The 12,759-nt window shown below is 72.7% G+C and carries 7 protein-coding genes; 1 reads left to right on the top strand and 6 read right to left on the bottom strand.

The window, feature by feature from the left end; translation table 11 throughout:
* Positions 1-8: 8 nt before the first annotated feature.
* Genes ACIP4Z_RS11195 through ACIP4Z_RS11185 form a run of 3 tightly spaced genes read right to left on the bottom strand, consistent with a single transcriptional unit; the run spans position 9 to position 6,560 of the window.
* Entirely contained in the window at positions 9-1,310 is a 1,302-nt protein-coding gene (locus ACIP4Z_RS11195; RefSeq protein ID WP_401306658.1) for an enolase C-terminal domain-like protein, read from the bottom strand.
* 53 nt (positions 1,311-1,363) lie between these two features.
* Complete coding sequence (locus tag ACIP4Z_RS11190; protein ID WP_401306655.1) at positions 1,364-4,282, bottom strand: hypothetical protein; 2,919 nt, start codon at positions 4,280-4,282, stop codon at positions 1,364-1,366.
* Positions 4,283-4,301: 19 nt separating this feature from the next.
* Entirely contained in the window at positions 4,302-6,560 is a 2,259-nt protein-coding gene (locus tag ACIP4Z_RS11185; RefSeq protein ID WP_401306653.1) for an alpha-galactosidase, read from the bottom strand.
* A 344-nt stretch (positions 6,561-6,904) separates the two neighbouring features.
* Between ACIP4Z_RS11185 and ACIP4Z_RS11180 the strand changes: the two genes are divergently transcribed.
* Positions 6,905-7,201 (top strand): hypothetical protein, encoded by a 297-nt coding sequence (locus ACIP4Z_RS11180; RefSeq protein ID WP_401306650.1) that lies wholly within the window; start codon positions 6,905-6,907, stop codon positions 7,199-7,201.
* 60 nt (positions 7,202-7,261) lie between these two features.
* Here ACIP4Z_RS11180 and ACIP4Z_RS11175 read toward each other — a convergent pair whose 3' ends face one another.
* From ACIP4Z_RS11175 to ACIP4Z_RS11165, 3 genes are all read right to left on the bottom strand, one after another.
* Positions 7,262-8,326: a LacI family DNA-binding transcriptional regulator gene (locus tag ACIP4Z_RS11175; RefSeq protein WP_401306647.1), complete on the bottom strand. Its 1,065-nt coding sequence runs from the start codon at positions 8,324-8,326 to the stop codon at positions 7,262-7,264.
* Positions 8,327-8,412: 86 nt separating this feature from the next.
* Complete coding sequence (locus ACIP4Z_RS11170) at positions 8,413-11,472, bottom strand: glycoside hydrolase family 2 TIM barrel-domain containing protein (RefSeq protein WP_401306644.1); 3,060 nt, start codon at positions 11,470-11,472, stop codon at positions 8,413-8,415.
* A gap of 163 nt (positions 11,473-11,635) precedes the next feature.
* Positions 11,636-12,664, bottom strand: a complete 1,029-nt coding sequence (locus ACIP4Z_RS11165) for a substrate-binding domain-containing protein (RefSeq protein ID WP_391048314.1) — start codon at positions 12,662-12,664, stop codon at positions 11,636-11,638.
* Between the last annotated feature and the right edge of the window lie 95 nt (positions 12,665-12,759).

Here is a 12,759-nt window from a genome sequence, read left to right as displayed (position 1 = left end):
GGCGCGCGTCAGGGGCGCTGGAGCGCGCCGTCGGCCCGCCGCGGCGGCTTCCACGCCTGGCCGGGCTCCGCCGCGCCCTTGGGCGGGTACTTCAGCGCCAGCCGCTCGTCGAGGTCGACGCCGAGACCGGGCGCGTCGCTCGGCCACAGGTGGCCGTCGCGGATCTCGGGGCAGCCGGGGAAGACCTCCCGCGCGGCCGGGCCGAACAGATGCTGTTCCTGGATGCCGAAGTTGGGGGCGGCCAGGTCGAGGGCGAGGTTGGCGGCGTGCCCGACCGGCGAGACGTCGCCGGGACCGTGCCAGGCGGTGCGCACGCCGAACATCTCGCAGGCGGCGGCGAGCCGCCACGCCGGGGTGATGCCGCCGATCGCCGACACGTGGACCCGGATGAAGTCGCACAGCCGCTCCATGACGACCGGGCGGTACTCGGCCGGGTTGGTGAACAGCTCGCCGATCGCGATCGGGGTCACCGAGCGTCCGCGCAGGACGCGCAGCCACTCGATGTCCTCGGGCGCGACCGGGTCCTCCAGATAGAACAGGTCGTACGGTTCCAGGTCCGCCGCGATCCGTACGGCGTCGGTGGGGTGCACCCGCTCGTGCACGTCGTGGATCAGCTCGACCTCGGAGCCCGCGTGCTCCCGCAGGTGCTCGAAGAGGCCGCGCACCGTGCGCCGATAGGCCGCCGGGTCCCAGGCGTTGGGGGTCAGCGCCTTGGCGGCGCCGGCCGTGGCCGCGGCGGCCGGCGCCCCGTAGGTGCCCGCGCCGGGCACGGCGACCTGGCAGCGGACGTGCCCGTACCCCTCGGCCATCAGGGCCAGCACCTCGTCGGTGACCTCCGCCGCGTCCCGTCCCGCGGCGTGCGCGTACACCGGGACCGCGGTGCGGCAGCGCCCGCCGAGGAGCTGCCACACCGGAAGTCCCGCCTGCTTGCCCTTGATGTCCCACAGGGCCATGTCCACGCCGGACAGCGCGTTGTTGAGCACGGGCCCCGACCGCCAGTAGCCGCTGACGTGCAGGGTCGACGCGATGTCCGTGATGTCCGCCGGGTCGCGGCCGATGAGCTGCGGCGCCAGGTACTCGTCGACCGCCGTGGCGACCGCCTTCGCCCGCTGCGTGAAGGTCGCGCAGCCGAGTCCGTACAGGCCGGGCTCGCTGGTGTCGACCCGCACCACGACGAGCGTGGTGCCCGCGGGAGCGGTCAGGATCGTCCTGACCCCGGTGATACGGACTCCGGACGGCTGCGCCCACGGCGGCTCTGCGGGCACGGACTCCTTGACGGGTCCGGCGGAATCGGCGGCGTGGTCGGTCACGGGAGGGTGCTCCTGGTTCTGTGCGAAGAGGCGTTACGGGGTGCGCGGGACGGTCAACTGCCGATGCCCCAGCGGGTGTCCACGCGACCGCCGGTGAACTGGGCGCCGGTGCCCCAGAACGGCGCGAAGTTGTAGCAGCCGGACGTGGGCGGCTCCGCAGCGGTCGTCCAGTACGTGGCGCCGTGACCGCCGGTTCCCGCGTCCGTCACCTGGAAGGCGAAGGACATCGGGGTGACGGCGCCGGGCTGCGCGCTCTTCACCGCGGCGGCCACCTCGGGGAGTTGGCTCCAGGCGAGCGCGATCTCGTACCTGGTCACCTTGTTGACGTCGTCCCGCGACACCAGCACCCGGCCCTCGGTGCCGCTGTCCGCCTTCGCGTCCATCGGGCCCAGCGGTGTCGGGAGCGTCGCGTTGGTCGGGTAGTACGTCTGGTAGTTGGTGCCGGGCGCGAGCTGCCGGTGCAGTTCGGGGACGCCTCCGGTGGCGAGCGTGACGACGTACAGGTGGGAGAGCGACCGCAGGCACTTCTCGTAGTGCGCGTCCCCGACCAGCAGATCCTCGGTCTTGTGGGCGACCGCGTCGAAGCCGAGCTGGATGCTGTCCGCCTTGAACGGGAAGAGGTACTCGTTCGCCGCGAAGGGCACGTTGGAGAGCTGGACGTCGTCCTCGATCAGCGCCCTGAAGTACAGGAAGTCGTCGTCCCAGGCGGCCTGGAGGCTGTACGTCTTGGTGTCACCGGCCGCGCCGGTGCTGGTCATCGTCACCGGGACGACGTCGTTCCACTGGCTGGCGCTTCCGCCGACGGTGATCTGACGGAACGGCAGATACGTGAGCTGCACCTTCCGCGTCCCGGTCTGGTGCACCTGCGCCGAGCCGCGCGGCACCGTGATGTCGTAGCCGATCTCGTACTGGTTCGCGGAGTTGGCCGTGAACGACGTCACGGGGAAGGTCAGCGTCTTCGTCTGGCCGGGCTTGAGGCTGATCCACGGCGAGACCGACAGCGACACCTGCCAGCCGGACGGCGGGGTGATCACGACCTTCGCGTTCTGCGTCTGCGGCGAGACGTTCTCCACCAGGACGTCGATGGTGCTGCTCGCGCCCAGCGGCCTGGTGAAGGACTGGACCTCGACCTTCAGCGGGGTGTCGTAGTCGAAGGCGGCACCCGTGGTCAGCACCGACTTCAGCGCCTCGGGACTCAGATCGCTGTCGAAGTACAGGACTTCCCACGGCTTGACCTGGAGCGTGACGGACGACGAGGCCCCGTCGGCGAGGCGGCGGCCGAGGTAGTCGTAGACCCGCACGCCCTGCGCGCCGTTGAGGGTGACGGTGCCGTTGTACCCGGCGCTCTGGTCCTCCATCGTGCCGTCCCAGAGCTGGTCGGCGTAGACGGCGGCCCGGCCCTTGCCGTCGGCGCCGCGGAACAGGAAGCCCCACGTCGACTTGGCGTTCGGGTACAACTCCTCTTCCAGCGTGGCGTCTTCGAGCAGGCTCGTCATGGTCGCGTAGGCGACGACGGCGGGCTTGGGGGACTTCGTGGCGATGTCGTAGATGTTGAACTCGACGCCGGAGTAGGTCTTGTCGTAGGACAGCGAGAACCAGAAGATCCGGATCGGCGAGTCCTCCTCGGCGCCCGCGAGCATGTGCAGCAGGTACGTCGGCGCCACCGTGCGGGCCACGCCGTACCCGGCCTGTCCGGCCGGCAGATGGGTGAAGTTGGCGTCGGCGTTGCCCAGTTCGGTCTGCCACTGCCCGGCGCGGCCCTGGGTGCGCGACCAGAGACGGTCCATCTTGACCTGCGTCTTGGTCATCGCGTACTGCGTGGCGTCGGGGTAGCCGTAGGCGTGGTTCACCGAGCCGTCGATGTAGCCGGTGTCCTTGGAGCCCCGCGCGTACACGATGTCGCGGTTGTACGTGACCGAGCCGCCGCCGATCAGATTCACGTCGGGGAACTCGGGCTTCACCCGGTCCCAGATCAGCTTGCACATGTCTCGGTAGTCCTGGGCGTCACCGGTCATCCACGCCCAGCCGTGCACCCAGGGCTCGTTCCACACCTCCCAGTTGGGGACCAGGTCCTGGAGCGGCGCGATGCAGTGGTAGACCATCTCGGCGTGCGCGACCAGGTCCTTGGGCCGGTTCTGGTAGGTCTTCACCGGCTTGCCGTCCGGGCCGGGCTGCACATTCCACGACATGTTGTAGTTGATGCCGGCGAGGGCCTCGATGCCGTGGGCGTGCCAGTCGGCGATCTCGGCCCGCGCCGCGTCGATCTGCGGCTGCTGCCAGAAGACGCCGGGGGACGGGCAGACGGTGTCCGGCTGCACGGCGTCGATGCCCCGGCACCACTTGACGCCGATGCGCTGGGCGATCTGCCGGGTGATGGCGGGAGTCGACTCCGAGCGGATGCCCAGCCCGAACGCCGAGTTCGGCCTGCGGCCCGCAACGGTCGGCCGGATCACGCCCAACCCGAGCGTCTGCGACAGCAGTTGGGCACCGGAGGCGTTGGTGACGGTGGCCGTGACGGCGTAGTGGTCGGGATCGTACGAGCCCAGCGGGATCGTGGTGGTGGTCTGCGTACCGGCCGGGGCGGTGAACGCGGTGGTGCCGCTGTTCAGCGGCGCCCCGGCGCGGGCGGCGACCGACCAGGTGACCGAACCGCTCAGCGCCGTCGTGGGGTTGAAGACCACGAGGAGGTCGGGGGCGGCCTTCGCCGTACCGGTCACCGGGTAGAGGCCGGTCGGGTCGGAGAATCCGAAGGCGACCACGGGCAGCGCGGCGGCTGCCGCCGTGCCCTCGGGCGCCGCGGCGCGGGCGCTCGGCGCCAGGCCCCAGTCCATGGCGCTCGCGGCGGCGGCGCCCGCGACGGCGGCTGCTCCGTAGCCCACGACCTTGCGCCGGGAGACCTCCGCGGGGGTGGCCGTCGCCGAGGTCGGCGTCGCCGGGGTGGTGCGGTCGGATCTGGCGTGGCTGTCTGTCACGGTCGGTCCTCTCCAGGGTTCAGCGCGGGGATTGTTCGGGTGCCACCGGCCGGATGACGCACAGGCCGGAGGGCGGGACGGCGATCGGGGTGAGTCCGGGGCCGAGCGTGCGCGGGCCCGAGGCGGCGGGTCTGCCGCAGGCGTCGAAGACGTCCAGCCGGACGCGGACGCCGGGCCCGGCGACGCCAGGAGCGTCGATGTCCAGGCCCGACCCGCCTGCCTCGCCCGCCATGTCCGCCACGCCCGCCACGCCCGCCACGCCCGGCCGCTCGACGCCGGGGTCCTCGATGTCCAGGACCACGCGCGACCCGGCGGTGGAGTTCACCAGGGCGACCTCGGTGAACTCCGCCAACTGGAGCGGGACGACGTGGTGTTCGGCGTAGCAGGCGATGACGGCGCGCCGGCCCAGGGCGGCCGTCACCGTCTGGTGGAGCTGGTCGGGGCGTCCGGCGCGGATCTCGCCCCGGCCGAGGACATCGGCGTACGTCCGCCGGACGCCGAGCCAGAAGGCGGTCATCGCGCGGTGCTCCGCGCTCTGTCCGGCCAGCGCGACGGAGATCTGCGGTGCCGAGAACAGCGCGGAGTGCAGCTGTCGGGCCGCCGCTTCCGCCGGGGCGGCCGGGTCCCACATCAGCATGTCCGAGTGGACCGCCGCCGATCCGGCGAGCACGCCGGTGTCCAGCGTGCGGACCCGGTTCGCGGTGGCGTCCGCCGGGCAGTCGGCGGCCCGGAGCATGTTGCCGAAGCGCCGCATGCCCGGGCCGGTGTAGGGCTGTCGCAGCTCGATCAGCAGCTCGTCGCCGCGCAGTTCACGCAGCCGCTCGCGCAGTTCGGTGAGCAACAGCCGTATGCCCAGGCCCACATCGGCGACGTCCGCGACGTCGAGATCGGCGGGCGCCTCCGCGGTGACACCTCGGCAGGTGTCCTTACCGGTGCCGGTGCCGGTGCCGGTGCCAGTGCCGGTGCCTCCGCCGGTGTCAGGTCCGGCGGCGGTGGCGACACCGGTACCGGCGTCTGTGGAGGCACCACGGCCCGCACCGGTGCCGTCATCGCGGCCGGTCCTGACGTTCTCTTCTGCGGCGTCCTCTTCGGCAGTCGGCCGGTCGGCCCCATGGACCTCGACCTTGTGAACTCCGACCGCGTGGACTTCGACCGCGTGGACCTCGACCGCGTGGACCTCGACCGCGTGGACCTCGGCCGCGTGGTCCCCGCCCGCGAGTTCCTCGGCCGCGTACGCCATCGCGAAGTCCAGGAAGTCGATCTTGAGCCCGTCCAGGCCGTAGCGCCGGACGAGGTCGACGCAGGAGTCGACGGCGAAGCGCCGGGCGGCCGGGCGGCGCGGGTCGAGGACCCGGCAGCCGAGCCGCGTCACCTCGTGCGGCGCGACCCGCGCCAACTCCTCGTACGCCGGGGTGCGTTCGCCGACCAGCAGGGGTGCGATCCAGGCCACGTACCGCAGGTCCAGGCCCTGCACGGTCCTCACATGCGCGGCGAAGTCGGGGAATTTGGCCGGGTCCGGGGTCCACGCGCCACTGCCGGAGTAGCCGGGACCGTCCGCGTGGAGCTGCCAGCCGTCGTCCAACAGCAGCACCCCGCAGCCCATTTCGGCGGCGAGCACGGCTTCGGCCTCGACGCCCGCCGCCGTCAGCTCGCGGTGCATCGAGTACCAGGTCGAGTACGCGGGGGCGCGGGCCGCGTCGGGTACGGGCAGCGGCGCGGCGTCCGCGAGACCGCCGGTCACCTCCCGTACGGCCTCGGCCCACGGGCGGCCCGGGGCCTGGACGCGAATCCGACAGGTCTCCCCCGCCGCGAGGTCCATCGAGAGCCACACCCCGAAGCGGGCCGACTCCTCGCCGACACCGAATCTGACCCGCGTGGTGGCCGCGATCCGGTCGGACGCGAAGGCCAGCAGCGCGCGGCCCGCCGTGTCGTACAGGCAGCCCAGCGGCGCGGAGTCGACCAGGCCGACGGTGCGCCAGGGGTTGGCCCAGTCCGCCACCAGGTGCCGGTCCCAGCCCGCCCCCGGATGCCAGTAACCCGCCGCGTCGCCGAGCGGAACGTCCAGCCGCAGTACGGCCGTTGTGGCCGCGTCGGCGCGCAGTTCGAGCACGTCGGCGTCCACGGGACGCCCGGCGCCCCCGTCCGCACCGGCCACGTGACCGCCCGCGGGCTCGACGCTCAGCCGCGCGCCGTCCGTCAGCAGGCTGACCGAGGCGCCCCGCACACGCAGGGCGTCGCGTGCGGCCCACAACCGCGCCGGACTGGCGAAGTCGGCCATCACCGCTCCTTTCCGAGGTCGGGGAAACATGTCTGACCAGCTGAGACAACGTTGCCTGACGAGACAAGCGGCGTTCCCCAGGGGGTTGGAGGGATCACGACGCCCGCGCCACGGCTCCGGCCGTGCGCGCTCACCGACAGGTGGCGCCTTCGTGCCTGGTCAGCTACGTCCTGACGGCTGTCGACAGATCAACCACGCATACCGGAAGGAGCACCGGGGCAGCAGGTCCGACCCGGCCGCCCTCCGCAGGCGGTCGTGCTGAACCCTAGCCACCTGAGACAACGTTGCCTAGAGTTTTCGCGCGAGTGACAGAGAAATCCCGCGCACAGATCCGGAGAGCGACCGTGTCACAAGCCGTTTACCCGCACGCGCCGGACATCTCCGTCCCCGGCGGGGCCGGGGCCGGGGTCGGGGTCGGCGAGGGTCCCGTCGTGGACCACCGCGTCGGCGAACTGGACTGGGTGGACATCCCGTTGGGCGCACTGTGGCGCGCCGCCCTCGCCGGCCGGGGACCGGTGCACGGGGCGGCCCGTACCGGCATGAGTCTCGGCGCGGTCGCGGTACGGGACCGCGCCGGTTACGTGGCGGCGGGGACGTTCGCGGGGGTGAGTGCGGGGGTGGGCGTGGGGGGCGGGGCCTGAACAGGACCGTCAGCGGCCCGGTTCAGTCCCGCGCGGGACTCGGCGGGGCCCCCGCGCCGGTCACCGTCCGGCGCCCGGCCGCGCCGTACCGTGCTCGACCAGGGTGGTGGGGATGACCACCGTCTGGGGCCGCGACTTGTCCCCCGCGATCCGCCTGAAGAGCAGTTCCGCGCCGATCCGGCCGATGGCGCGGGCGTCGTAGGACACCACGGTCAGCGGGTGGGCCATCAGCGCGGCGGTCTCGAAGTCGTCGAAGCCCACCACTTCGACGGCGCTGCCCGCGCCGCCCGCGCCGGCCTCGCCGCCGAGCCGGTTCAGCGCGCCGAGCACGCCGAGCGTGAGCCGGTTGTTCAGCGCGAACAGCGCGGTCGGCGGCTGCGGCCCGGTGAGCATCCGCTCGACGGCGGCCTCGGTGTCGCGCACGGTGTGCAGGCCGTATCTGATCAGGTCGGGGCGGTACGGCAGCCCGGCCCGCTCCAGCGCGGTCTCGGCGGCCGACAGCCGCTCGACCATGGGGTGGATGCTCAGCCAGTCCGAGACCACGCCGATCCGCTCGTGGCCGCGGGCCGTCAGGTGCTCGATCGCGGACCGCGCGCCCGCCGCGTTGTCGATGAGCACGGTGTCCGCGCGCAGGTTGGTGGGCGGCCGGTCGAGGAACACCGTGGGGGTGCCCATGTCGATCTCCGCGCGCAGGTAGACGTGGTCGGCGGTGCTGCCGGCCGGTACGACCAGCAGCCCGTCGACGCGTCGCTCGCACATCTGCAACAGCAGTCGGCGTTCCCGCTCGGCGTCCTCCTCGGAACTGGCGGTGATCAGCAGGGTGTCGTTCTCCAGGGCGCACTGCGCCGCGGCGGCGGCGATGCCCGCGTAGAACGGGTTGGCCAGGTCCTCGATGAGCAGGCCGACCGTGGCCGAGGTGGACTGCGTGCGCAGGTCCCTGGCCATGTTGTTGCGGCGGAAGCCGAGCCGCACCACGGCGGCCCTGACCCGCTCGGCCATCTCCGGATCGACGGTGGACACGCCGTTGACCACACGCGAGACCGTTTTGAGACTGACGTCGGCCTCCCGGGCGACGTCGGTCATCGTCGGCCGCCGCGGGGCCGCGCTCGGGCTCGGTGTACTCACGTGCTGCTCCCCTCGGCGACGCGGCGCCGAGGGGAGGGCCAACGTTGTCTCACGCTCGGATCATACCGCCGCCGGGGTCGCCGAAATCACCCTACGCCATCGGCTGCCGCCTCCCCTTCCGTCAGACCGAACCCGAGCGTGAAGCGGCCCGGTACGGCGGCCAGATGGTGCCGGGGCTGCAACGCGTGTCCGCAGGAGGCGCTGCCGAGGCCGTGGTGTTCGAGGTCGACATTGAGGTGGATACGGCCGTCGGGCCTGAGGTCGGCGGTGTGCCTGGCCGCCGCCAGGGCCGCGGTGGACCAGGGCCGCGCGGTCAGGTCGAACCAGGGGCTGCCGGTGATCTCCAGACCGGGCCCCGCGGAGTCGCCTTCGGGACCGGTGAGGCGGGCCCAGCGCACATGCCGCCGGTTGCCGTTCTCCTGCGGGTACACGTACGGCGTCTGCGCCTCGGCGACCGTGGTCGCGTACCGCCCGACGCGGACGGCCTCCTCGCTGTCCCGGTAGGACTCGCCGGGACCGAGGCCGAACCAGCTCAGCCGGTCGAGCGCCGCCGGGAGGGTCAGCGCGACGCCGAGCCGGGGCAGCGGTACCTCCCAGATGCCGACGGGCCGGGTGTCGACGGTGAGCACGAGCCGGTCCCCGGGCCCGGTGGTCCAGTGGTAGTCCGCCAGCATCGCGAGGTCCAGGCCCGCCGGGGCGATCCTGGTCCTCACCGTGAGGCTCGCCCCGCCCGCCGAGATCTCCAGCACCTTGTGCCGGAGCCGGTGCAGGCCGCTGCGGTGCCAGGCGGCCAGGAGCGGCGACCGGCCGTCGTTGTCGATCGGGGCCCGCCACAGGTCAACGCGGGGGCCTTCGAGCGCCAGGTCACCGAGGCGGAGCAGCCGTCCGTCGGCCGCGTCGAACTGTCCGGCGCCGAGGCTGATCGTTCCGCGGCGGCGCGCCTGAGGGGTGGTCGTGGTGGAAGCCGCGCCCGCGGGTCCCGCCGTCAGCGTGGTCGTGGTGGAAGCCGCGCCCGCGGGTCCCGCCGTCAGCGTGGTCGCGCCGTTGCCGTCCGGGGCGAACTGGGACCAGGCGACGGTGTGCCCGGCTCCGGTCCACGACTCGTCCGCGCCGAGCTGCGCGCTGAGGGTCACCCAGCGCTCCCCCGGTCCCGCCGCGGCGAGCGCCTTGGCCAGGCTGTCGGGCCAGTCCGCGCGGCGGGTGTCGCCGGGGCCGGTCACCGGCACCTCCCACGCGCCCTCCCCCGCCTGCTCGCCGTCGACTTCGAGCAGCCAGACCCAGCGCAGGTAACCGGTGTCCCGCGTGTGGTGCAGATTGCGGATCTCGACTCCGCCGCCGTCGCGGCGGGCGGTGATCCTGACCGGCTCGATGACCTTCGCGTACTCCAGGAGTCCGGGAGAGGGGGTGCGGTCGGGGAAGACCAGACCGTCGGCGACGAAGTTGCCGTCGTGGACGGGCTCGCCGAAGTCGCCTCCGTAGGCGTAGAAGAGCGTGCCCTCCTCGTCGCGCTGGGCGACGCCGTGGTCGATCCACTCCCAGACGAAGCCGCCCGCCAGCCGGGGGCTGCTCTCGAACAGCTCCTGGTACTGGCGCAGTCCGCCGGGGCCGTTGCCCATCGCGTGGGCGTACTCGCACAGCAGGAACGGCATCGCGCGCCTGCGGGCGTCGTTGGCCGGGTCGCCGGTGAGCGGTTCCTGGCGCGCGGCGACCGCCGCCACGAACGCGTAGTCGGGGTACATCACCGAGTACACGTCGGTGTAGGCGCAGTCGTCCCAGTCGCCCTCGTAGTGGATCAGCCGGTCGGGGTCGCGGTCGCGGATCCACTCGGCCATGGCCGCGAGATTCGCGCCGACGCCGGACTCGTTGCCGAGCGACCACATCACGACGCTGGGGTGGTTCTTGTCGCGCTCGACCATCCGCTCGGCCCGGTCGAGCAGCGCGGGGCGCCACTCGGGCTCGTCTGAGGGGTTGCGGCGCCAGCCGTTCTCCGAGAAGCCGTGGGTCTCCAGGTCGCACTCGTCGACCACCCACAGGCCGTGTTCGTCGCAGAGGTCGAGGAAGGCGGCGGCGGGCGGATAGTGGCTGGTCCGCACGGCGTTGATGTTGTGCCGCTTCATCAGCAGCACGTCGGCGAGCATCGTCTCGCGGGTCAGCGCGCGGCCCCTGACCGGGTCCCATTCGTGCCGGTTGACCCCGCGGAAGACGAGCGGCCTGCCGTTGGCGGTGACGACGCCGTCCTCGACCACGACCCGGCGGAAGCCGATACGCAGCGGGACGCGTTCGGTGGCCGTGACGAGTTCGCCCGCGTAGAGCCGGGGCTGTTCGTCGCTCCAGGGAGTGACGCCCGGCGCGGTGTGCGGACCGGCGGGATCGGCGTCGGTGATGCCGAGTTCGGGGACGCTCAGGCGCGCGTCGCCCGCGCCGTCGACGTCGACCCGCAGGGTGCCGGTGCCGGAGTGGTGGTCGTAGTCGGCGTGCACGAAGAAGTCGGCGATGCCGCCGACCGGCCGGACCAGCAGCCGTACGGGGCGGAAGACACCCGACAGCCACCACATGTCCTGGTCTTCCAAGTAGCTGGCGGACGACCACTGGTGGACCCGTACGGCCAGCACATTGCGGCCGGTCCGCAGGGTGTCGGTGACGTCGAATTCGGTGGGCAGCCGGCTGCCCTTGCCGTCGCCGAGCGGCCGGCCGTTGAGCCAGACCGCGAAGGCGGAGTCGACGCCCTCGAAGCGGAGCACCGCAGTGCCGCCGTCGGCGAAGCCCTCCGCGACGTCGAACTCCCTGCGGTACTCGCCTGTCGGGTTCTCGTCGGGCACGCGCGGCGGGTCGACGGGGATCGGGAAGGTGACGTTGGTGTACGCGGGTGTGCCGAAGCGGCCGGGTCCGGGGACGCCGTCCATCTGCCAGGACGAGGGCACGGGGACGGTCGTCCACTCGGCGGCGTCGAACTCCGGGGCCTCGAAGCCCACGGTCACGTCGTGGAGACCGTCGCCGAGCCGGAAGCTCCAGTCGCCGTTCAGGTCGAGGGCGGGTGCGTCGGAGTCGAACGACGCGCGGGGCCGCAGCCGGCCGTTGCCGGGTGATACGTCCTCGACGTAGGCGCAGGCGTCCGGGCTTTCGCTCCGGTTCTGGGCGTGGTCCATCGGTGCGACCGGTCCTTTCCGGGGGTCTGGGGCGTACACCTCGGGGTGTACGAGTCGGGGCTGACGCGTCAGGCGGCGGGACCGCGCGGGGCGGGGCCGATGTACGGCGGGCTTGCGCGAAGCGGGGCTGACGCGGGGCGGGATCGCGCGGGGCGGCGGGTGCTCAACCGGCCGCGCGCGGCGGCGCTGTGGAAGCGCGGACCTTGAGCGTGCTGGGCATGACGTTCTCGCGCTGGGCCGGCGGGCGGCCGTCCAGCAGGTCGAGCAGGATCTGTGCGGCGCGCCGGCCCACGTCGACGCTGTGCAGGTTGACGCTGGTCAGCGTCGGGTCGACGAGGTCGGCGGCCTCGGTGTCGTCGAAGCCCGCCACGGACACGTCGGCGGGCAGGGCGTGTCCGTGCTCGCGCAGCCAGCGCAGCGCGCCCAGGGCCATGCCGTCGTTGAAGGCGAAGATCGCGGTGGGCGGTTCCGGGTGGGCCATGAGCCGTTCGGCCGCCGCGTAGCCGGACGCGGCGGTGAAGTCGCCGTGCTCCATGAGGTCGTCGGGGACAGTGCGGTGCGCGTCGGCCAGGGCGCGGTGCAGCCCGCGCAGCCGGGCGGCCATCGCGAGCCGGTTCTCCCGGGGGCCGTTGACCACGCCGATGCGGCGGTGGCCGAGGGCCAGCAGGTGCTGGGCGACGGCGTAGGCGCCGCCCTCGTCGTCGGGGTGGACGCAGGTGAGGTCTTCGGCGGTGTAGCCGATGACCACGGTGGGATATCCGGCGGACCGCAGGGCGGGCAGCGACTCCCCGCCGGTTCCGGCCTCGACCAGCAGGCCGTCGACCTGGCGGCGCTGGACGAACCGGCGGTAGGCGGAGGCGGGTTCGTCGGCCACCTCGCGGGTGGACAGCAGCAACCCGTAGCCGCGCGAGGTCAGTTCCTGGTCCGCGCCCTGCACCAGGCGGATCAAGTGGTCGTTGGAGAAGGCGAATCCGGGGTTGTGCGGCAGGACGACGCCGATCACCTCGGTACGGCCGCTGGCCAGGGCGCGGGCACCGGCGCTCGGCCGGTAGTCGAGCGTCCGCATGGCGACCAGCACCCGGTCGCGTACGGCGTCGGTGACCGTACGGTCGCCGTTGATCACGCGGGAGACCGTCTGGTGGGAGACACCCGCCTCGGCCGCGACGGTACGCAGAGTCGGCCGGTCCGACACGGGGCATCCTCGATTCTTCAGTGACCGTTCACATGACGCGTCACTCATCGTAGAACCGATCGCCGCCGAGCGGAAGAGGTACGCGCCATTGACGC

It is taken from the genome of Streptomyces sp. NPDC088910, assembly GCF_044749865.1.
Classification (GTDB): Bacteria; Actinomycetota; Actinomycetes; order Streptomycetales; family Streptomycetaceae; genus Actinacidiphila.
The sequence above is the reverse complement of the archived record's forward strand: the minus strand, read 5'-3'. Positions and strand labels throughout refer to the sequence as shown.